Below are 19,973 nucleotides of genomic sequence, written 5' to 3'. Positions count from 1 at the left end.
CAGGCGAAGAGCGCAAAGCACAGCGCGACGGCGGTCGCTGTTCCGGCGGCTTCCACGTTCTGCGTGTTCGGGTGCGAGAGAACATCCCACCAGGTGGACAGCGCTCCGCCCGCCGGGCCGACCGCCAGCAGGTAGCCCCCGAGCCGACCGGACCGGCCGACCCGCCAGACGCCCAGTACGCCGTCCCGAACATCGTCCACGGTACGAATGATGCCCCGGCGGAGCGCGGGTTCGTAGCCCTGCTCTCGTAGCTCGGTCTTCGATTCCCTTCCCTGTTCTCGTGGAACGGGGGCTGCCCAGTCACCTCAAATGGGTTGGTGAATAGGCTACTTGGGTGGGCCCTTCGGGTCCTGTTCCGCGGGCGGTCGGGTGTTCCACCAGGTTGGGGTCGGTGGGGCCTGGGTCCAGTCGAGGCCCCTGTGGGTCATCCACCAGGCTCCTATCGTGCGGAACTTCTCCTCGAAGCGGCGGTCCCGGACGAGGAATCCGGTGGTGGGGACCGGGAGTTCGGTACGGCGGCCGTTCGCCTCGTACAGGACGACCGTGCTGCTGCCCAGGACCGTTTTGATCTCCATGCCCTGGATGGCGGACCAGGGGATCGTGCGGCCGCGGAAGGTGTGGATCGTGATCGCGGACGGGGTGAGGGTGACGCCGAGACGGGACGGGAAGAAGCCGCCCACCACCAGCAGGACGATCCACAGCGCCGCCACGGCCGGCAGGCCGCCCGGTGGCTCGAACTCCGAGCCGGGGGTGGCGAAGAGGGCCGCCGTGAGAACTGCCATGGGGAGGAAGGGCGTTGTCCGTTGCCATGCCGTCGTTCGGATACGTATCTCGTCCGGCGGTGAGGCCGCGCCCGGTGAACTGCCCATCTATGTCACTCCGTTGCCCCTCGTGTCCGGCGCGGACTGCCTGGCTCACCCGGCCTTGGCCTTCCCGGCCTTGGCCTGCGCGGCGTCGGCCTGCTCGCCCTGCGCGGTCGTCCGTCGTCGCCGTCGTCGCCGTCTTCCCGTGATTGTCGCCGGAAACGGTCTCGGGGCATGACAACCTCCCCCGCCCGCAGGAGAGCCGTGGAGCACAGCCGTAGCGGACAGGCGTCAAAGACGGGCATAGGCACCGCCCCCGAAGTCGTCGCCTCAGAGTTCGTTCTCGATACGGCCGGATTCCATCGCCGAATTCCCGCCTCCCGTGCATCAGGGAAATCCGGGTCAAGCACCGCGGAGCAATGCGTCGCGCCAGCTGAGATTGCGCGATGTGCATTCCTCCGTACCACCAGGAAACCTCTGCGGGGCCTGTGAAAAAGGGGCATCCGCGACTGGATCATGCGCCAGTCGCGGTAGGCCGGCACCGGGTCCCGGGGTCGGTTCTCCGCCGCGGCTCTCGGCGGCATAGAGTGCTGCGGCAGAACCGGCCGAAGCGACGGAACCACCCCACCGGCCGGCCGACCGCCGTGGAGGCAGATCGCGATGGAGACCCCGCCGCAGCTCACCGACGGACGGCTGTTCTCCTCGTGGCAGGCGGACGTCCCCGCGCTGCTGGTGGTCGTGGTCCTCGGCGGGCTGTACGGCTGGGGCGTCCTGCGTCTGCGGCGGCGCGGCGAGGCGTGGCCGGTGGCGCGGACCGTCGGGTTCGCGGTGCTCGGCCTCGGCACGATCGTCGTCGCGACGATGTCCGCGCTCGCCGTCTACGACCGCGTGCTGTTCTGGCCGGCCGCCGTCCAGAACGTCCTCCTGGATCTGATCGCCCCCCTCGGCCTGGCCCTCGGCGATCCGCTGCGGCTCGCCCTCCGCGCCCTGCCCGAACGCGCCGCGGCCCGCGCGCAGGGGGCCCTGACCGGCCGCCTGGTGCGGCTCCTCACGTTCCCCCTGGTCAGCACGGCCCTGGTGCTGGCGACCGAGCTGACGATCTACTTCACGCCGTACTTCGAGACCGCCCTGGCCGACAACTGGCTGCACCAGCTGATGTACCTCCACCTGCTGCTCGCCGGAAGCCTGTTCGTCCTCCCGGTGCTCACCCGCGAGGAGGCGCTGCCCGCCTGGTGCACCCACCCGGTGCGGGCGGCCCTGGTGTTCGTCGACGGGATCATCGACGCGGTCCCGGGCATCGTGGTGATGACCCACGGCACCCTGATCGCCGGCTCCTGGTACCTCAGCCACTCCCCGTCCTGGGCCCCCGGCGTCCAGCACGACCAGCAGCTCGGCGGCGGCGCGATGGTCGGCATCGCCGAACTCGTCGCCGTCCCCTTCCTCCTCGCGATCCTCGTCCAGTGGGCCCGCACGGAACGCGCCGAGTCGGTCGCGCTGGACCGGCGCCTGGACGCCGAACTGGAGGTGGTCCGGGCGACACCCGCGGCGTCGACAGCGGCGGAGCCGACCACGTCGGCCGAGGGCCCGGAACTCGTACGCCCCTGGTGGGAGACCGAGAACAGCGAGGTCGCGCAGCGGATCAGGGGCCAGCGGTAACCGGCCTCCGAAGGCTCGGACCTACCGCACGATCCGCACCTCCCGCGACACACTCACCTGATCCACATCCGACGTCCGGACCGTCACCTTCATCGTCCAGGTCCCGGCGATCGGGAGGTTGAGGGTGTTGGTGCCCCAGTAGCCGCCCTTGTCCTTGATGCCGGCGTCGAGGGGGCCGATCTTCTGGGCGGGGAGAGTGAAGGAGAGGCGGAGTTCGGGGACCGTGGCGAAGCCGCCGTCGGGGCCGTAGACGACCGCCTCCACCGAGTTCTCGCCCACGCGGCCGGGGTCGAGGGTGATCTGTACCTTGCCGCCGGCGTCGCCGACGTGGAAGGGGACGGTGGTGACGGAGGCGGCCGGTATGCCGGCCGGGGTCGCCGTCTGCCGGGCGTCGGCCGCCGCGCGGCCCGGGAGGGTGTTGGTGAGGAGGGTGGTGACCACCAACACCGCGACGCCTACGGCGACTTCGAGCAGCACCGAGCGGCGCAGGCCGCGGCGGAGTCGGTCCTGGGAGTCGTCGGGGGTATCTGCCGGGGTGGTTGCGTCGTCCGCTGGGGAAGGGGGCGCTCCGTCCGCGCCCGTTCGTACCAACTCCGGTGCCCGGAGACGGACTTCGGCCCCCGTCAACCGGTTCGTCCACTGCCGTGACCAGCCCGCCGCCGCGAGCAGCAGCACGACCGCGCCCAGTTTCACCAGCAGGATGCGGCCGTACGACGTGCCGGTCAGGGCGTTCCAGGAGCCGAGGCCGCGCCAGGACTGGTAGATGCCGGTGACGACCAGGACGGTGACCGAGGTGAAGGCGAGGCGGGAGAAGCGGGCGACCGGGGCCGTGTCGAGGGCCGGTGAGCGGTGGAGGGTGGTGAGGAGGGCCGTCAGACCGCCCAGCCATACCGACATCGCGAGCAGGTGCAGGACGGCCGAGGTCATCGCCACCGGCACCTGGATACCGGCGGACGCGTGTTCCGCCGACGCCCAGGTCAGCGCCAGTCCGATCGCCAGGGCGGTGCCGGTCGCCGCCGTCGGGCGGCCGAAGCGGGTGCGGCCCCGAAGTCGTAGGAGGAAGGCGGCTGTCGCGGCCAGGAGGAGGAGTCGGGCGGCGAGGGCCTGGCCCGGGCGGGTCGTCAGGGTCTTCGGGAGGGCGGAGGGTTCGAAGGCCGTGCTGAGGGCGGTGCCTGCCTCGTAGGGGGAACGGAGCAGGAGCAGCGCGAGTGTGGCCGCCAGGAGGGTCCACCAGCCGGTGCGGATCGGCTTGTCGAGGACCGTCGGGTTCGGGGGGCGGCACAGGGCCAGGAAGGTGGTGGTGCCGATGAGGAGGGCCGCGGCTATGTAGGCGGCGTAGCGGGCCATGTCGTAGAGCGTGCCGGTGAGGGGGTCCTCGGTGGGGGGCGTGGCGACCGGGGTGGTGGTGGCGGAGGGTTTGCCGATGGAGAAGGTGAAGGCGCCCGAGACCGGGTGGCTGTCGGCGGAGACGACGCGCCAGGCGACCGTGAAGGTGCCGGTGCCGAGCTTGCCCGGCAGGGTGACGCTCGCCGTGTCGCCCGCGCCCTTCGCGTGGCGGGCCGAACTCGTGGACACCCGGCGGTTGTCGGGGTCGTAGACGCGGAAGGAGTCGTCGAGCAGGGCGACGGACTCGGAGAACGTGAGGGTGACCGTGCGGGGGGCGGACTTGAGGACGCTGCCGTCGGCCGGGTCGGTGGATTCGAGGGCCGCGTGCGCGGAGGCGGTGGACGCGGTGCCGAGGAGGAGCAGGAGCAGGAGGGGGGCCAGCAGCAACACCCGTCGCAGGCCCCGGCGCTCGGGCCATCGGTGGGCGAGGCTTCCCCGGCCGGCCTGGTCGCGCTCGTTCCGTCGTCGGCTCACGTCACTTCTCCGTCTTCACTTCCCCGTCGTCGGACGTGCGGGCCCCGGTGGTGTCAGGCCCTCGGTCCCGCCGGGCCCCGGTTACCTCAGGCCTCCCGATAGGTACGGAGCAGGCTCCCGTCCCGCTCACCACGTCGGCCTCGCCGTCACCCCGCCGTCGACCACCAGGTCCTGCCCGGTGATCCAGGAGGCGAGGGGCGAGGCCAGGAACACGCAGGCATCGCCCACGTCCTCCGGCCGCCCCAGCCTTCCCGTCGGGGCCGCGTCCCGCCATCTCCGTACCCCGTCCGGCCAGTCCGCCGCCAGTCCCTCCCGGTCGATCAGGCCGGGCGAGACGGTGTTGACGCGGATGCCGTACGGGCCGTACTCCAGGGCCGCCGACCGCGCGTGCATGACGACGGCGGCCTTGGACGCGGCGTAGTGCGCGTGCAGCGCGGCCGGGGCGCTCGCCTCGATCGACGCGATGTGCGTCACCGTGCCCCCGCCGTCGCCCTGCTCCCGCATGATCTCCGCCGCGGCCTGTGTGCATGCGAAGACGCTGGTCAGGTTGGTGTCGACGACCGTCCGCCAGTCCGCAGCCGTCATCCCGGGCAGCGGCTGCGTGGGCTGTGTGCCCGCGTTGTTGACCAGTGCCGTCAGCCGCCCGCCGCTCCACTGCGCCGCCTCGCGGACCAGCCCGCGGCAGGCGTCCTCGTCGGTCAGATCGGCTTGCAGTACGACGGCCCGGGCGCCCGCCTCCCGTACGCGCGCAGCCACTTCGCCGGCCGCCTCCACCGCCGTACGACAGTGGACGGCGACCCCCGCCGCCCCCTCCTCCGCGAACCGCACCGCGATGGCCCGGCCGATGCCGCCGCTCGCGCCCGTGACCAGGGCGAACCGGCCTGCCAGGAGGCCGGTCACGGGCGGCACAGGGCGGTGATGCGGGCGGCCTCGGACGGGGTGCGGGCGTAGCGCGCGGTCAACTCGCCCGCGTCGCCGTGCTCGTAGCCGTCGTAGGTGAAACCGGGTGCCATGGTGCAGCCGAAGAACGTCCACGCGCCGCCCGTCACCACCCGCGCGCCCATCCAGGTGCCGCCGGGGACGGTGAACTGGAGGTGCTGGCCGTGCCGTATGCCGGGGCCGAGGACCGCCGTGCGCACGGTGTCGTCGGGGGCCAGGAGGAGGAGTTCGAGGGGGTCGCCGAGGTAGAAGTGCCAGACCTCGTCGCCGGGGAGGCGGTGCAGCGCGGAGAAGTCGTCCGCCGTGAGCAGGGCGACGATCGCCGTGCCCTCCGGGTTGCCGTCGGGCCGCTCGGGGCCCGCCCACGTCTGCCGGAACAGGCCGCCCTCGCGGGGGATCGGTACGAGGCCGTAGTGGGCGACGAGGTCTTCTGGGGTCACTCCGGCAGGCTACGGGAAGGCCACCTCGCGGGAGAGAAAGGCCAGTTGAGCGTGTTTTTCGGGCAGGAAGACGTCCGGTATGTCCACCTCCGGGAGGACGACCCTCGGTCCCGGCACGAACCCCTGCCGCAGGAACCGCGCGATCGCCTTCTCGTTCCGTACGTCCGGGTCGACCACGATCCGGCGCCGGTCGAGACCGAGCAGGACGTACGACGCGAGGGCGCCCAGCAGCGCCGAGGACCAGCCGGACCGGCCGCCGTCCGGGCCCGCGGGGGCGAGGAGGAGGTGGATGCCGATGTCCCCGGGGCGTACGTCGTAGCAGTCGCCGACGCGGTCGGCCGCGGGGTCGTAGGTCTGGAGGAGCGCGACGGGTTCGGCGTCCCGGAGCACGAGGTGGGCGTGGTGGGTGTCGAGGGTGGCCATATGGGCGTAGATCTCGGTGACCTGGGTCTGGGTGAGGCCGTTCATGCCCCAGAACGCGGCCCGTTCCTCGCTGACCCAGCGGTGGATCGTCCCGGCGTCGGCCTCCGGGTCCAGCGCGAGGACGTGGACGGTGCCGAAGCCGTCGACGTGCCGCGAGTGGAGCGGGGGACGGGGGTGGCTGCGGTGGCGGGCGGGGGCGTGCGGCTCAGACATCGGTTTCCTTCACGGGAGGCTCAAGGCGGTGCCAGTCGGTGATCACCGGGACCATGTCCCCCTTGAGCCACAAGGGCAGTTGATCGTGGTGGTGCGGTGAGGCGGGAACCCCCGACGCGCCCAGCGGCACCACCCACAGGCTGTCGTCCCGCCGGGCCAGGTCCCATACGAAACGGGCCGCGGGGCCCCGCGCGCTGAGGTCGCTGAGCCCGGGGACGGAGGAGGTGCACAGGACGCAGTCGTGGTCGCCGGACAGGCGGGGAGCGGGAGCCGGGGTTCCCTCGATCGCCCGCCAGGGGGCGAGGCGATGGCTGTCACCCCAGGTGCCGGACGGGCCGGCCGCCGTCTCCTCCAGCGCCGCCCGTACGGTCTCCGGCCGGTCGATGCCGTACAACTCCTCGGCCCGCAGGAGGTGTTCGAGCGCGAAGCCGACGCGCGGGAGCAGCGCGAGCCACGGCAGGAACACCTCGGGGTACGCGGGCGGTTCGGCCAGCGCGGCGAACGCCGGGTGGGCCACGAGCCGCCGGACGACCGCCCCGCGTACGGCCGCGTAGGCGGCGGCGTCGGTGCTGTCGGCGTCCATGCGGCGGTCCCAGGCCAGCAGCCGGTCGCGGAGTGCGGCGGCCTCGGGGGTGAGGCCGGTGAGCGCGGCCAGCCGGTCCAACAGGGGTGCGGCGGAGCCGAGATGGGTGTCCATGTGGATCGCGGGCATGTCGGCGGCCGACCACTTCTCGTGTTCGCCGAGCAGTGCGGCGATGCGGTCGGCGCGGTGGGGCGGGGCGAACTCGACGCCGAGCGGGGTGGCGGGGCCGCGCTGGTTGGCCATGACCGCGATGCCGTCGTCGGTGAGTCCGGCGCGGGGCGGCCGGTGCCAGCCCTGCCATTCGTGACCGGGTTCCCAGGCGGGCACGAGCCGGGTGCGGTTGGCCTCGGCGCGCGACGGCACCTTGCCCGCGACCCGGTGCAGCAGGCCGCCCTCGGTGTCGGCGGCCTGGACGACGTTGACGGGTTCGGCCCAGTCGTCGAACGCCCGGTCCACGTCGGCGACTTGGCGGGCGCGGAGAAGGGGGAGCAGCGCGGTGAAGCCGAGGTCTTCGGTGACCCGGGGCGGATAGCGGAGGCTCACGGCGAGGGGTGGGGTGCCGGGCGGGGCGCTGATGCCTCCGTCGGGGCCTTCCGGGCCGCCGATGATGCCTCCGTCCAGCCCTTCCGGCCCTCCGATCACGACCGGACCGCGGTCGGTCTCGATGATCTCGACTTCCACGGGCTCCTCGCCGGCCACGTCGACCGTCTCCGTGTGCCGGACGGCACGGCGCCAACTGCCGTCCGGGCCAAGGGCCTCGACTCCGGCGCCGGTGCGGCGCAGGCGTTCGCGGTACAGGTCCTGATAGTCGGCCATGGCGTTGGTGATGGCCCAGGCGACCGTGCCGGTGTGGCCGAAGTGGGCGATGCCGGGGACGCCGGGCACGGTGAGACCGACGACGTCGAACTCCGGGCAGGAGAGGTGGACTTGCTGGTAGACGCCGGGGTCCTCGATGTAGCGGTGCGGGTCACCGGCGAGGACGGGCAGGCCGGTCGTGGTGCGCGCCCCGCCGACCAGCCAGCCGTTGCTGCCGGAGGTACCGGGCCCGTCGGTGGCGAACAGCCCCACGGCGTCCGGCCCGAGGTGCCGTACCGCCTCCTCGCGCCAGAGCTTGGCCGGGAACCCGGCGAACAGGATGTGTGCGGCGAGCCAGATGGCAAGGGGGGTCCAGGGTTCCCAACGGCCGGGCGCGAGGCCGGTCTTGGCGAACTCGGGTGCTGAACTGCCTGCCGCGAGGCCCTCGTTGACGCCGTCGACGTACGACCGGACCCAGCGCGCGGTCTCGGGGTCCCGGCGCTCCAGGGCGGTGAAACAGCGCCTGGCCGTGTCGTCGAGCCGGGCGCGTCGGGCGAAGAGGTCCCAGGGCAGGGCGCGGACGCCGAGGAAGGAGGCCGAGGTGCCCTGCGCGCGGTGCCGTTCGACCTCGATCTGCCAGGCGCGGTCGAGGGCGGTCACGCGGCCCTGGGCGCGGGCGAGTTCGTCGGCGGTGCCGGCGCGCAGGTGGGGGATTCCCCAGGCGTCGCGGTGGATCCCGGCGTCGCGGTGGAACTCGGTCGTCACGCTGTGGCCCCTGTTCTGGTTCCGCCCCGAGGGCGGAGGCTATTCTTTAGGTTAGCCTTACCTAAGTCATTGCTGGGGAAAGCGTACGTGAAGGGTGCGGAGACCATGGTGCAGGGGCGGGGTTGGGAGGGCGCGGTTCTCAGACTGCTGCACGCCAAGGACTACCGGTTCACGGTGACCAGGGCCGAGGACGTCACCCCGCGCTACCGCCGCCTCCGCCTCACCGACGGCGGCATGCTCGCGGCGACCGGGGTCCACCCGACGATGTGGGTCCGCCTCTGGTTCGACAACGCGGGCAGGCCGCACCAGCGGGCGTACACCCTGGTCGACCCCGACCCGGCGGCCGGCACGTTCGGCCTCGAGTTCGCCCTGCACGAGGGGCGGGCGAGCGACTGGGCGCGGGACGCGAAACCGGGCGACACCATCGAGGCGACGGTCCAGGGGACGGGCTTCGAGACACCGGACCCGACCCCGTCCCACCTCTTCGTCATCGGCGACCCGGCGTCGCTCCCCGCGATCAACTCCCTGCTGGAAGCGGTGGGTTCGACGGTCCCGGCGACGGTCTGGTTCGAGGGCGACGGCGAGGGCCTGCCGTTCCGCACCGACCCGGCCCGGCACCGACTTCACGAAATCGCCCGCGGCCAACTCACCGAGCGGGTAAGCGCGGAGCTGCCCGACCTGCTGAAGGCAAGCGCCGACCCGTACGTCTGGATCACCTGCGACACGGCGACCACGCGGGCCCTGTCGTCTTACGTACGCAGGGAGTTGGGCGTACGCCGGGAGCGGGTGCACGCGCTGGGGTACTGGCGGGCGGGCTGAACGGGGACGCCGAAAACGCCTGTGTTCCGATGACCCGGCCGGTCTACGCTCTGCGGATGACCTTGGAATGGGAACAGGTAATCGTCCACGCGGAGGACCCGGCGGCCCTGGGCCAGTGGTGGGCCGAGGCGCTGGGGTGGGTCGTGGTGCACTCCGACGCCGACGAGTACGAGATCCGCCCCGCGCCGGACCGCCTCCCCGGCCTGGACTTCGTCCGGCTCGACGAGGCCAAGCAGAGCAAGAGCCGCCTGCACCTGGACTTCAGGCCCGACGACCAGGCCGCCGAGGTGGCCCGCCTGGAGGCGCACGGAGCGCGCCGCGTCGACATCGGCCAGGGCGAGCAGTCCTGGGTGGTCCTGGCGGACCCCGAGGGCAACGAGTTCTGCGTGCTGGGTCAGCGCCGGCAGTAGGGCGTACCCGGGTGGATGCCCGCCGACCCGGCGCACCGGCGGGCATCCCGCGCCCGTACGCGCCATCATCGACCCATGGACGTCACCCTTCACCTCGCCCAGGACCCCGACGCCGATGAACTCCTCGGCCGTTCCCCGCTCGCCGCGCTGGTGGGGATGCTGCTCGACCAGCAGGTGCCGATGGAGTGGGCGTTCAAGGGACCCCGGACGATCGCCGACCGCCTCGGGGCCACCGACCTGGACGCGCACGACATCGCGTCCCGCGACCCCGAGGCCTTCGCTGCCCTCCTCTCCGAGAAGCCCGCGGTGCACCGCTACCCGGGTTCCATGGCCAAGCGCATCCAGCAGCTCTGCCAGTACCTCGTCGAGCACTACGACGGTGACGCGAGCGGAGTCTGGGAGGGCGTCGGCACGGGTGCCGAGCTTCTCAAGCGGCTCGAAGAACTCCCCGGGTTCGGCAAGCAGAAGGCCCAGATCTTCCTCGCCCTGCTCGGCAAGCAGCTCGGGGTCACGCCGAAGGGGTGGCGGGAGGCCGCCGGGGCCTACGGCGAGGCGAGGTCCCACCGCTCCGTCGCGGACATCACCGGCCCCGAGTCCCTGGCCAAGGTCCGCGCCCACAAGCAGGAGATGAAGGCCGCGGCCAAGGCGGCGAAGGCGGCCGGCGGCAAGTAGCCCCGCGAAGGCGGCCGGTGGCAAGTAGCCTCGCCCACCCCCATTTCCCCTTCACCCGCACTCCGCACACGGCCGGCGCCCGACCACGGCCATCCCGTCAGCCAGCTGGCCCGCCCGGGTGGCGGGCCGTAGGCCCCCGGTCAAAACATGGACCATGACCGAGGCACCGAGCGGCCCCTTGGGCCCGGAGTACGACGACCGCCGCGCCCACGCGCCACGCGCCCCGCGGCCCCCGCATGACGAGCCGGAATTCGAAGGGCCCCTTTTCGCCCTGTCCAAAGCAGCGTGGCAGGTGGTCCTGCTCACCGGCGTCGCGTCCCTCGTCCTCGGCGTGCTGGTCCTCGTGTGGCCCGGCGCGTCACTCTTCGCGGCCGGCATCCTCTTCGGCCTGTACCTGCTGATCAGCGGCGTCTTCCAGCTGGTCGCCGCGTTCGGCACGCACCGGGCGACCTCGCTGCGCGTCCTCGCGTTCATCAGCGGCGCGCTCTCGATCGTGCTGGGCCTGTTCTGTTTCCGCGGGCCGATGCAGTCGATCCTGCTGCTCGCCCTGTGGATCGGCATCGGCTGGCTGATCCGGGGCATCACGCAGACCCTGGCCGCGATCCACGACCGGACGATGCCCGCCCGCGGCTGGCAGATCTTCCTCGGGATCGTCACCTTCGTCGCCGGCATCGTGCTGATCGACTCCCCCTTCCGCTCGGTCGCCGTCCTGACCCTCGTCTGCGGCATCTGGCTGGTCGCGGTCGGCGTCGTCGAGATCGTCACGGCCGTCCGGATGAGGAGCTTCGCCAAGAAGGTGCCCCAGTCCCTGTGAGCCTCGTTGGTAGGCCGTGCGGGCGGTTTGCGCGCCCGCCGCGATGAACGCCGTACGGCCGCTGGGAGATGACCTTCCATGAGCACGAGGGTGCGCCCCGCACACCGCCTCCCCCGCAGCCGCGCCTGGCTGCGGGCCCTCGTGCTGCTCCTCGCCCTGCTGGTGCCCGGCACGCACGCCGACCTGCGCGCGACACCGGCCGCGTCGGCGTCCGCGGAGACGACCGTCGAGTACGACGTCCTCGACACGGCGGCTGCCCTGCGGCCCGTCGGTCCCCTCGCCGTCCAACGGCCCGCCGCACCCCCGCGGCCCGCGCCCGCCCCGGCGTCCCGGGCACCCCTGGCGCGCTCCCGCCCCGCGCCGCCCTCGCCGCCGTACACCCTCCGCGCCCTGCGCACCGTGGTCCTGCGCTGCTGACGGACCGGCCTCCCCCAGGTCAACCGTCACCACGACGCTAGGAACACAGCCATGCCCATCGACCCGTACGCGGTCCTGCGCGCCCTGCTGCGCGCCGAGGCCGTCCGCAACGCGCCCAAGCCGGAAGCCCGCCGACCCGAGCCGCAGCGGCCCCCGGAGGAACGGTCGCGCTGAGCCGTCGTACGGCCCGGCGGGAGCTAACGCTTCCGCCGGGCCGTGCCGAACAGCGAGCGGGTGATCTCGCGGCCGATCTGGGTGCCGACCGAACGCGCCAGGGACTTGAACATCCCGCTGCCGACGACCTGTTGGACCATCGACTCGTCCTCCTTGGCCGGCTTGGGGGCCTGTTTGGCGGCCTTCGGTGTCTCCGGGACCGGCCGCGGCTCCGCCGCCGTGAGCTTCTCGTACGCCGACTCGCGGTCCACAGCCTGTGCGTAACGGCCGTAGAGCGACGAGGACTTGACCGCCGTGTCGAGGGCCGCCGCGTCGATCGGGCCCATCAGCGACTCGGGGGCGCGCAGGCGGGTCACCGCGACCGGGGTGGGGGCGCCGTTCTCGCTGAGGACCGTGACGACCGCCTCGCCGGTGCCCAGGCCCGTGAGGATCTCCTCCAGGTCGTAGGGGGAGTTCGGGAAGGTCTTCACCGTGGCCTTCAACGCCTTCTGGTCGTCCGGTGTGAAGGCGCGCAGCGCGTGCTGGACGCGGTTGCCGAGCTGGGCGAGGACGTCGCCGGGGACGTCCTTCGGGGTCTGGGTCACGAAGAAGACGCCGACCCCTTTCGAGCGAATGAGCCGGACGGTCTGCGTGATCGAGTCCAGGAACGCCTTGGAGGCGTCGTTGAAGAGCAGATGCGCCTCGTCGAAGAAGAAGACGAGCTTCGGCTTGTCGGCGTCCCCGACCTCGGGGAGGTCGTGGAAGAGGTCGGCCAGGAGCCACATCAGGAAGGTCGAGAAGAGCTGCGGTTTGTCCTGGACCGCGGGGAGTTCGAGGACGGAGACCATGCCCCGGCCGTCCGTCGCCGTGCGCAGCAGCTCGCTCGTGTCGAACTCCGGCTCACCGAAGAAGTCGGCCATGCCCTGCGCCTCGAACGCGGTGAGGGAGCGCAGGATCACCCCGGCCGTCGCGGTGGACAGGCCGCCGATGTTCTTCAGCTCCGGCTTGCCCTCGTCGGAGGTGAGGAAGGTGACGACGGCCCGCAGGTCCTTGAGGTCGATCAGCTCCAGGCCTTTGGTGTCGGCGTAGTGGAAGATCAGGCCGAGGGACTGCTCCTGGGTCTGGTTGAGCTGGAGCACCTTGGAGAGCAGGACCGGGCCGAAGCCGGTGATCGTGGCCCGGACGGGGATGCCGTGGCCGATGCCGCCGAGGGCGTAGAACTCCGCCGGGTAGCCGGTCGCCGTCCACTGCTGCTTCACCTCGGCGGCGCGGCCCGCGACCTTGTCGTTCGTGACGCCGGGCGCGGAGATGCCCGACACATCGCCCTTCACATCCGCGAGGAACACCGGCACGCCCTGCGCGGAGAGCTGCTCGGCGATGAGCTGGAGGGTCTTGGTCTTGCCGGTGCCGGTGGCGCCGGCGACGAGGCCGTGGCGGTTGAGCATCGGGAGGGGGATGCGGATCTGCGCGTCGGGCAGACAGGCGCCCTCCCACAGCAGGGCGCCCAGGTCGAGTGCAGGTCCTGTGAAGGCGTACCCGGCGGCGATCGTCTCGCTGTCACTCATATCAGGCCCCTGTTCCCGTTTTGCCCGGCTTTACGGCATCTTTTCCAGCGTCGCACTCCGTCTCCATGGCTGCGCCCGGAACGTCATGACCGGTAGGCTTTCCGTGTGATCTTCAAGCGCATCGGAAACGGCCGGCCGTACCCCGACCACGGCCGGGAAAGCACCCGGCAGTGGGCGGATGTCGCGCCGCGCCCGGTCCGCCTCGATCAGCTCGTGACGACCAAGGGCCAGCTCGACCTGGAAACGCTCCTCGCCGAGGACTCGACCTTCTACGGCGACCTCTTCGCGCACGTCGTGAAGTGGCAGGGCGACCTGTACCTGGAGGACGGCCTGCACCGCGCGGTCCGCGCGGCCCTTCAGCAGCGCCAGGTGCTCCACGCCCGTGTCCTGGAGCTGGACTGAGCCGCACCCCTCTTTTTTTGAGGCCCGGTTCACCTCTTTCCTGAGGCCCTATCCGCCTCTTTTTGAGGCCCGGTTCGCCGCCGGGGCGCCGAAGTCTGCTCCGGGGCCGACTGCTGGGTTCGCCCTTTCGGGTTGGTCTCGGCGCTGTCGAATGATCATCTAGTAGGCATCGCCGCCCGCGCGCACTACGCTGCGCTCATGAGCATGCTGACTCCCCCAGGCATGGGCGGCCAGTACCGGATCACGGGGGACAAATACCCGCGCATGCGCCGTCCGCGGCGCCGCGGGAGGCTCGTCCTCATGGTGGTCGCCTCCGTCGCCGTACTGGGTGTGGGCGGGTGGGGCACGTCGCAGCTCATCGACGTCTTCACCGGTGGCGGCAAGCAGGCGGCGGCAGCCGGTGCCAAGGCCGCCTGCGCGTCCAAGGCGAGCCCCTCGCCCACCGTCGACTCCGCCGTGCCGAAGCCGGCCCAGATCACCGTGAACGTCTACAACGCCACGCCCCGCAGCGGCCTCGCCAAGTCGACCGCCGACGAGCTCAAGAAGCGCGGCTTCAAGATCGGCGACGTGGGCAACGCGTCCGCGCAGTGGGACAAGAAGGTCAAGGGCACCGGCGTCCTGCTCGGTCCCGCCTCCGCCCTCGACACCTCGCTGCCCGTCCTCGCCACCCAGCTCGCCGGCGCCGAGCGCCGCACCGAGGCCACCCGCAAGGGCACCGCGGTCGACCTCGTCATCGGCACCGCCTTCAAGAACCTCACCGCGAAGGCCGCCGCCGACAAGGCCCTGGCCGCGCTGGCCGGCCCTGCCCCGACGGCGAGCGCATCACCCAAGGCGTGCTCGTAGCCGTACGGGAGCGGCGTACGGGAGCACCCGCGGCAAGCGGTCCTACGACAACACCCGATCCCCGTCCGGCAGGTAGGAGCCGTACGGGAACCGGGTGTTGAGGCGGTTCTACTCGGCCGCGCCGTAGAGGCGGTCGCCCGCGTCGCCCAGGCCCGGGACGATGTAGCCGTGCTCGTTCAGGCGCTCGTCGACCGAGGCCGTCACGACCGTCACCGGGGTGCCCGCCAGCTCGCGTTCCATCACCTCGACGCCCTCGGGGGCCGCGAGCAGGACCACGGCCGTCACGTCGTCGGCGCCGCGCTTGATCAGCTCGCGGATCGCGGCGACCAGGGTGCCGCCGGTGGCCAGCATCGGGTCGAGGACGTACACCTGGCGGCCGGAGAGGTCCTCCGGCATGCGCGTGGCGTACGTGGACGCCTGGAGGGTCTCCTCGTTGCGCACCATGCCCATGAAGCCGACCTCGGCCGAGGGCAGCAGCCGGACCATGCCGTCCAGCATGCCGAGGCCGGCCCGCAGGATCGGCACGACCAGCGGGCGCGGGTAGGAGAGCTTGACGCCGGTGGTCGGGGAGACCGGCGTGACGATGTCGACCTGTTCGGTGCGCACGTCGCGCGTGGCCTCGTAGGCGAGCAGGGTGACCAGCTCGTCGGCGAGACGGCGGAAGGTCGCGGAGTCGGTGCGCCGGTCGCGCAGCGTGGTGAGCTTGTGGGCGACCAGGGGGTGGTCGACGACGTGGAGACGCATGTCCACAACAGTAGCCGGGCCCCGCGGCTGCCGCGGTCCACGCTCCCACCGGCCCCGATCCGGCCCGCGGTGGCATCAAACCGCCCGTCCGGGGGAAAGTGGGAGGGACGGAACGGGGTGGTGAACCGATGCCTGACCGTGAGTCCCAAGGGGACCCGTCGCAATCGAAGAGCCGGGAGAAGGACCGCGGTACCGACCGGGGTACCGACCCGGAGGCGAGCCGGGAGACCGAGGCCGAGCGCAGACGGCGCCGCGCCCAGTTCCTGCGCGAACTGACCGAGGCCCGCGAGCTGCGGGACCGGGTCCAGCCCCGCCGCGCCAAGACCGCGCGGCTGCGCCACGCCATGCGTATGCGCACGTTCCGCTGGTAGCTGAGGCCTGTCTCACAGCGGTCTGTCAGGCCAACCGAGTGCGCGTGCAAGGCGATCGCCGCGTACGATCCCGCTGGTGGTCGATCAAAACGGGCGGACACAGGGAGCCGAAGACGTCCCCTGATCGCCTTGTTTCTGCCACGATTCCGAGTGGGTGGGGCTCGGAGCACGAGCTCTCCCCGCCCGCAGCCTCCGCCGGGGGGACCCCCAACCGGCACACCTATGACCAGTGGGAGAGTCACGGTGTACTTCGCCGCACTGCTCGCGCGCACCGAAGACGGGTGGGAAGCGAGCGACACAGAGCTCGACGATGTCGAGAGCCTGTCGGATCTGGCCGAACTGGCCCGTGAAGCCTCGCCCGAGGACGACACGGTGCTGGTGCTCATCGAGCAGGAGGACGCCTGGTTCGGCGTCGTCCGCATCGACGGCGAGGACGACCCTCGGATCTACGTCTCGGACGCAGCTGCCGCCGCACGCAGCTCGTACGGCGAGATCCTGCTCACCGACGAGCTGCTCGGACGGGATCCGGACGCCGACGACGTCGTCGACCTGGACGCGCTCGACCTCGACGGCACCGAGGACGGTGACACCGAGGAGGACGACGACGAGGACGGCACCTCGGCCGAGGCCGTTCCGCACAGCCCCGTCGGTGACAGCCAGATCCTGGACGATCTGGGCGTCGGCGAGAAGGAGTTGCGGCTCCTCGACGCCGACGACGCGCTCAACTCCATCGCCGAGGCCCTGGGGGCCTCGGAGGTCCTGGAGACCGTCCGCTGACCACAGCACGCACAGAAGGGACTCCGGACCCGGTACGCGACCCCTGGCGGGCCGCCATGCGGCTCGCCCTGGACGAGGCCGGAGCGGCCGCACGGGGCGGTGACGTCCCGGTCGGCGCGGTCGTGCTGTCCCCGGACGGTACGACCGTGCTCGCCACCGGGCACAACGAACGCGAGGCCACCGGCGATCCGACGGCACACGCCGAGGTCCTCGCGCTCCGGCGGGCCGCCGCTCTCCTGGGGGAGTGGCGACTGTCCGGCTGCACCCTCGTCGTCACCCTCGAACCCTGCACGATGTGCGCGGGCGCGCTGGTGCAGTCCCGGGTGGACCGGGTGGTCTACGGCGCCCGCGACGAGAAGGCGGGCGCCGCCGGCTCGCTCTTCGACGTGGTCCGGGACCGGCGGCTCAACCACCGCCCCGAGGTGATCGGGGACGTCCTCGCGGACGAATGCGCGCTCCTGCTCACGGAGTTCTTCCGCGACCGGTAGGGGCGCCGACGGCGGGCCCCGATACCGATTTCAAACCACGCCCCACCTTGTTGTAAGGTCTCTCTCGGTAGCGTGTCCGAGCGGCCGAAGGAGCTCGCCTCGAAAGCGAGTGTGGCGCAAGTCACCGAGGGTTCAAATCCCTCCGCTACCGCTTCTGAAGGGCCCCGTCGAAAGACGGGGCCCTTCGTGCGTTGATCCATTCGGGGGCCGTGAAGGTTACACTCACCGCCGGCAACAGGGGGCCCACGGGCACGGATTCACAGGGGAGGCCGCGATGGCGGTGAACGCGAAGAAGATCGCCGTCTATTTGCTCGTGGTCTTCGCGCTGTACGTGATCATCACGGACCCGTCCAAGGCGGCCGACTACGTCCAGATAGGCTTCGAGGGCATATCGGACGCCGCGAAGGCCGTCGGCGACTTCATGACCTGGCTGGCCGACGGGGCGAAGTAGCCAACTACCCACCAGGAGCCCGCAGATGATCCGCCACCTCGTCCTCTTCAAGCTCAACGAGGGCGTCGAGCGCGACGACCCGCGGGTGGTGGCGGGCGTCGAGGCCTTCCGCCCGCTCGGCGACCTGATCGACGACCTGCGCTTCTGGGAGCTGGGCTGGAACATCAGCGACCGCCCCATCGCCTACGACTTCGCCATCAACTCGGCGGTCGAGGACCCCGACGCCCTGAAGCGGTACATCGAGCACCCCGCGCACCAGGCGGGCGTCGCCCTGTGGCGCGAGTTCGCCACCTGGGTCGTCGCCGACTACGCGTTCTGAGCACACCTCCGGAAGCCCTCGAAGGGCCGCCTCCACACAGCCCCTTGCCGTCACGGCAGGGGGTTTTTGTTGCGCAACACGGCGTAACACGGTATTAGGCGGTGCTTGCACACAGTGCACATGTCTTGTGATGCTATGACCGCTTTTGACGGATGAGTTGACCTATTGAAGAGGTGTGGCGTTGACCGTGTCGGCCAGTACAGCGCCGCCCCAGGAAGAGGCGCCCGCCCAGACCCCGGCGCCGACCGCTCCGCCCCGCAGCCGCGGCGCCGACACCCGGGCCCTCACCCAGGTGCTGTTCGGCCAGCTCAAGGGACTCCAGCCGGGCACGCCGGAGCACAACCGCGTGCGCGGGGCGCTCATCGAGGCGAATCTCCCGCTCGTGCGCTACGCGGCCGCCCGTTTCCGCTCCCGCAACGAGCCGATGGAGGACGTCGTCCAGGTCGGCACCATCGGGCTGATCAACGCCATCGACCGCTTCGACCCGGACCGGGGCGTGCAGTTCCCGACGTTCGCGATGCCGACCGTCGTCGGCGAGATCAAGCGGTACTTCCGCGACAACGTCCGCACGGTCCATGTCCCGCGCCGGCTCCACGAGTTGTGGGTGCAGGTCAACGCCGCGACCGAGGATCTGACGACCGCCTTCGGGCGTACCCCCACCACCGCCGAGATCGCCGAGCGGCTGCGCATCGCCGAGGACGAGGTGCTGTCCTGCATCGAGGCCGGACGGTCGTACCACGCGACCTCGCTGGAGGCCGCCCAGGAGGGCGACGGGCTGCCCGGGCTGCTCGACCGGCTCGGCTACGAGGACCCGGCCCTGGACGGCGTGGAACACCGCGACCTGGTCCGCCACCTCCTGGTCCAGCTCCCCGAGCGGGAGCAGCGGATCCTCCTGCTGCGCTACTACAGCAACCTCACCCAGTCTCAGATCAGCGCGGAGCTTGGCGTCTCCCAGATGCATGTCTCCCGGCTCCTCGCGCGCAGCTTCCAGCGGCTCCGCTCCGCCAACCGCATCGAGGCGTAACGCCACTTCGGGACGGGTTCGAAAGCCCGAGCGAGCTGTCACCGGTACGAACGAATCGCCCAGACGGCCATTTCCCGGCAGTTCTGCGCTGAAAAACCGTCAGACCCCTGTTTTCCAGGGCTGATTCGTCACAGACATGTCGACATGTCACTACAGCGTGTTGCCGACATGTGACATTCTGCGGGAAGCGCGTTTGCCGTGGCCCCGGCTCCGGTATTCAGGTGAAGGCACCGCTCCCCCGACGGGGGCGATCGCCGCGACCGTCCCGCGACCCAAAGGGGGTGGCATGTCCGCAGACCAGGGCAGCTCGAAGGTGCTCACGCTCACCAAGAGCGAGGCTGAGCCCGCACTCGACGCCGTTACGGTCCTGGAGGCCGTACCCGCCGTACCGGCCCCGGCCCTCCCGACCACGGGAGCCATCGACACCCGCACCCTGTCCCGCTCCCTCTTCCTGCGGCTCGCCGCACTCGACGAGAACAGCCCCGAGCGTGGTTACGTGCGGGACACCCTCATCGAGCTGAACCTCCCGCTGGTCCGGTACGCCGCCGCGCGCTTCCGCTCCCGCAACGAGCCGATGGAGGACATCGTCCAGGTCGGCACCATCGGCCTGATCAAGGCGATCGACCGGTTCGACTGCGAACGCGGGGTGGAGTTCCCGACCTTCGCGATGCCGACCGTCGTGGGCGAGATCAAGCGCTTCTTCCGCGACACGTCGTGGTCGGTGCGCGTCCCGCGCCGCCTCCAGGAGCTGCGGCTGGCCCTCACGAAGGCCAGCGACGAGCTCTCCCAGAAGCTGGACCGGTCGCCGACCGTCCCCGAACTCGCCGCCGTGCTGGGCGTTTCCGAGGAGGACGTCGTCGACGGCCTCGCGGTCGGCAACGCGTACACGGCGTCCTCGCTCGACTCCCCGGCCCCCGAGGACGACGGCGGCGAGGGCTCGCTGGCGGACCGCCTCGGCTACGAGGACACGGCCCTGGAAGGCGTGGAGTACCGCGAGTCGCTGAAGCCGCTGCTCGCCAAGCTGCCGCCCCGCGAGCGCCGGATCATCATGCTGCGCTTCTTCGCCAACATGACCCAGTCGCAGATCGGCGAGGAGGTCGGCATCTCCCAGATGCACGTCTCCCGGCTCCTCACGCGCACCCTGTCCACCCTGCGCGAGGGCCTCATCTCCGACTGAACCCGGCACCGAGGGTTCCTATTTGACGGAGTGTCAGCCACCATGGCGCG

The 19,973-nt window shown here is 71.4% G+C and carries 24 protein-coding genes and 1 tRNA gene; 17 read left to right on the top strand and 8 right to left on the bottom strand.

Features of this window, described 5'->3' with window-relative positions; genetic code table 11:
- Window positions 1–326 precede the first annotated feature (326 nt).
- On the bottom strand, window positions 327–782 hold the full coding sequence (locus ACIRB1_RS22880) for a hypothetical protein (RefSeq protein ID WP_403466744.1): 456 nt from the start codon (window positions 780–782) through the stop codon (window positions 327–329).
- 681 nt (window positions 783–1,463) lie between these two features.
- On the opposite strand from ACIRB1_RS22880, the gene ACIRB1_RS22875 reads away from it, so the two are divergent.
- Complete coding sequence (locus ACIRB1_RS22875) at window positions 1,464–2,459, top strand: cytochrome c oxidase assembly protein (protein ID WP_352179732.1); 996 nt, start codon at window positions 1,464–1,466, stop codon at window positions 2,457–2,459.
- 21 nt (window positions 2,460–2,480) lie between these two features.
- Here the strand turns inward: ACIRB1_RS22875 and ACIRB1_RS22870 are convergent, their stop codons facing one another.
- The 5 genes from ACIRB1_RS22870 to ACIRB1_RS22850 form a co-directional block, all read right to left on the bottom strand.
- A complete protein-coding gene (locus tag ACIRB1_RS22870; RefSeq protein WP_403466842.1) occupies window positions 2,481–4,232 on the bottom strand; it encodes a copper resistance CopC/CopD family protein in 1,752 nt (583 codons plus the stop codon).
- A 213-nt stretch (window positions 4,233–4,445) separates the two neighbouring features.
- The gene (locus ACIRB1_RS22865; RefSeq protein ID WP_403466743.1) at window positions 4,446–5,228 is read right to left on the bottom strand and encodes an SDR family NAD(P)-dependent oxidoreductase; all 783 of its coding nucleotides are present in this window, start codon (window positions 5,226–5,228) and stop codon (window positions 4,446–4,448) included.
- Window positions 5,216–5,698 (bottom strand): cupin domain-containing protein, encoded by a 483-nt coding sequence (locus ACIRB1_RS22860; protein WP_352179734.1) that lies wholly within the window; start codon window positions 5,696–5,698, stop codon window positions 5,216–5,218. The genes ACIRB1_RS22865 and ACIRB1_RS22860 overlap by 13 nt, the downstream gene beginning before the upstream one ends.
- A 9-nt stretch (window positions 5,699–5,707) precedes the next feature.
- The gene (locus ACIRB1_RS22855; protein WP_403466742.1) at window positions 5,708–6,334 is read right to left on the bottom strand and encodes a GNAT family N-acetyltransferase; all 627 of its coding nucleotides are present in this window, start codon (window positions 6,332–6,334) and stop codon (window positions 5,708–5,710) included.
- On the bottom strand, window positions 6,327–8,477 hold the full coding sequence (locus ACIRB1_RS22850) for a penicillin acylase family protein (protein WP_403466741.1): 2,151 nt from the start codon (window positions 8,475–8,477) through the stop codon (window positions 6,327–6,329). The genes ACIRB1_RS22855 and ACIRB1_RS22850 overlap by 8 nt, the downstream gene beginning before the upstream one ends.
- A 105-nt stretch (window positions 8,478–8,582) precedes the next feature.
- Between ACIRB1_RS22850 and ACIRB1_RS22845 the strand changes: the two genes are divergently transcribed.
- From ACIRB1_RS22845 to ACIRB1_RS22820, 6 genes are all read left to right on the top strand, one after another.
- Window positions 8,583–9,296, top strand: coding sequence for a siderophore-interacting protein (locus ACIRB1_RS22845; protein WP_403466841.1), 714 nt, complete (start codon window positions 8,583–8,585; stop codon window positions 9,294–9,296).
- 56 nt (window positions 9,297–9,352) lie between these two features.
- Window positions 9,353–9,706: a VOC family protein gene (locus ACIRB1_RS22840; RefSeq protein ID WP_352179737.1), complete on the top strand. Its 354-nt coding sequence runs from the start codon at window positions 9,353–9,355 to the stop codon at window positions 9,704–9,706.
- Between the two features lie 75 nt (window positions 9,707–9,781).
- Window positions 9,782–10,378 carry an HhH-GPD-type base excision DNA repair protein gene (locus ACIRB1_RS22835; RefSeq protein ID WP_403466740.1) on the top strand — a complete coding sequence of 199 codons (597 nt, stop codon included), beginning with the start codon at window positions 9,782–9,784 and terminating at the stop codon, window positions 10,376–10,378.
- Window positions 10,379–10,532: 154 nt separating this feature from the next.
- Window positions 10,533–11,192: an HdeD family acid-resistance protein gene (locus ACIRB1_RS22830; RefSeq protein WP_403466739.1), complete on the top strand. Its 660-nt coding sequence runs from the start codon at window positions 10,533–10,535 to the stop codon at window positions 11,190–11,192.
- A gap of 78 nt (window positions 11,193–11,270) precedes the next feature.
- Window positions 11,271–11,609 carry a hypothetical protein gene (locus tag ACIRB1_RS22825; RefSeq protein ID WP_403466738.1) on the top strand — a complete coding sequence of 113 codons (339 nt, stop codon included), beginning with the start codon at window positions 11,271–11,273 and terminating at the stop codon, window positions 11,607–11,609.
- 51 nt (window positions 11,610–11,660) lie between these two features.
- The gene (locus ACIRB1_RS22820) at window positions 11,661–11,783 is read left to right on the top strand and encodes a hypothetical protein (protein WP_352179741.1); all 123 of its coding nucleotides are present in this window, start codon (window positions 11,661–11,663) and stop codon (window positions 11,781–11,783) included.
- A 23-nt stretch (window positions 11,784–11,806) separates the two neighbouring features.
- Here the strand turns inward: ACIRB1_RS22820 and ACIRB1_RS22815 are convergent, their stop codons facing one another.
- Entirely contained in the window at window positions 11,807–13,327 is a 1,521-nt protein-coding gene (locus tag ACIRB1_RS22815) for a helicase HerA-like domain-containing protein (protein ID WP_352179742.1), read from the bottom strand.
- A gap of 105 nt (window positions 13,328–13,432) precedes the next feature.
- Here ACIRB1_RS22815 and ACIRB1_RS22810 point away from each other — a divergent pair, with 105 nt between their 5' ends.
- Window positions 13,433–13,729, top strand: coding sequence for a type II toxin-antitoxin system VapB family antitoxin (locus ACIRB1_RS22810; protein WP_003999914.1), 297 nt, complete (start codon window positions 13,433–13,435; stop codon window positions 13,727–13,729).
- A gap of 222 nt (window positions 13,730–13,951) precedes the next feature.
- Window positions 13,952–14,572: a LytR C-terminal domain-containing protein gene (locus tag ACIRB1_RS22805; protein ID WP_403466840.1), complete on the top strand. Its 621-nt coding sequence runs from the start codon at window positions 13,952–13,954 to the stop codon at window positions 14,570–14,572.
- 108 nt (window positions 14,573–14,680) lie between these two features.
- Here ACIRB1_RS22805 and upp read toward each other — a convergent pair whose 3' ends face one another.
- Window positions 14,681–15,316, bottom strand: a complete 636-nt coding sequence (gene upp / locus ACIRB1_RS22800) for a uracil phosphoribosyltransferase (RefSeq protein ID WP_033285566.1) — start codon at window positions 15,314–15,316, stop codon at window positions 14,681–14,683.
- Between the two features lie 128 nt (window positions 15,317–15,444).
- Here upp and ACIRB1_RS22795 point away from each other — a divergent pair, with 128 nt between their 5' ends.
- The 8 genes from ACIRB1_RS22795 to ACIRB1_RS22760 all read left to right on the top strand — a co-directional run bounded on the left by ACIRB1_RS22795 (window position 15,445) and on the right by ACIRB1_RS22760 (window position 19,923).
- Complete coding sequence (locus ACIRB1_RS22795) at window positions 15,445–15,687, top strand: hypothetical protein (protein WP_403466737.1); 243 nt, start codon at window positions 15,445–15,447, stop codon at window positions 15,685–15,687.
- A gap of 243 nt (window positions 15,688–15,930) precedes the next feature.
- Window positions 15,931–16,464 (top strand): hypothetical protein, encoded by a 534-nt coding sequence (locus ACIRB1_RS22790; RefSeq protein WP_352180089.1) that lies wholly within the window; start codon window positions 15,931–15,933, stop codon window positions 16,462–16,464.
- 56 nt (window positions 16,465–16,520) lie between these two features.
- Window positions 16,521–16,952, top strand: a complete 432-nt coding sequence (gene tadA, locus ACIRB1_RS22785; protein WP_352179744.1) for a tRNA adenosine(34) deaminase TadA — start codon at window positions 16,521–16,523, stop codon at window positions 16,950–16,952.
- A gap of 66 nt (window positions 16,953–17,018) precedes the next feature.
- Window positions 17,019–17,103, top strand: a tRNA-Ser gene (locus ACIRB1_RS22780).
- Window positions 17,104–17,226: 123 nt separating this feature from the next.
- Complete coding sequence (locus ACIRB1_RS22775) at window positions 17,227–17,403, top strand: hypothetical protein (protein WP_352179745.1); 177 nt, start codon at window positions 17,227–17,229, stop codon at window positions 17,401–17,403.
- Window positions 17,404–17,428: 25 nt separating this feature from the next.
- Window positions 17,429–17,722 (top strand): Dabb family protein, encoded by a 294-nt coding sequence (locus ACIRB1_RS22770; RefSeq protein ID WP_352179746.1) that lies wholly within the window; start codon window positions 17,429–17,431, stop codon window positions 17,720–17,722.
- Window positions 17,723–17,897: 175 nt separating this feature from the next.
- Window positions 17,898–18,746 carry an RNA polymerase sigma factor SigF gene (locus ACIRB1_RS22765; RefSeq protein ID WP_352179747.1) on the top strand — a complete coding sequence of 283 codons (849 nt, stop codon included), beginning with the start codon at window positions 17,898–17,900 and terminating at the stop codon, window positions 18,744–18,746.
- Window positions 18,747–19,032: 286 nt separating this feature from the next.
- Window positions 19,033–19,923, top strand: a complete 891-nt coding sequence (locus ACIRB1_RS22760) for an RNA polymerase sigma factor SigF (protein ID WP_019073292.1) — start codon at window positions 19,033–19,035, stop codon at window positions 19,921–19,923.
- The last annotated feature ends 50 nt before the right edge of the window (window positions 19,924–19,973 follow it).

Source organism: Streptomyces sp. NPDC096013 (genome assembly GCF_044763565.1).
Classification (GTDB): Bacteria; Actinomycetota; Actinomycetes; order Streptomycetales; family Streptomycetaceae; genus Streptomyces.
Note: the sequence above shows the minus strand (reverse complement) of the source record. Positions and strands in the feature narration are given on the sequence as shown.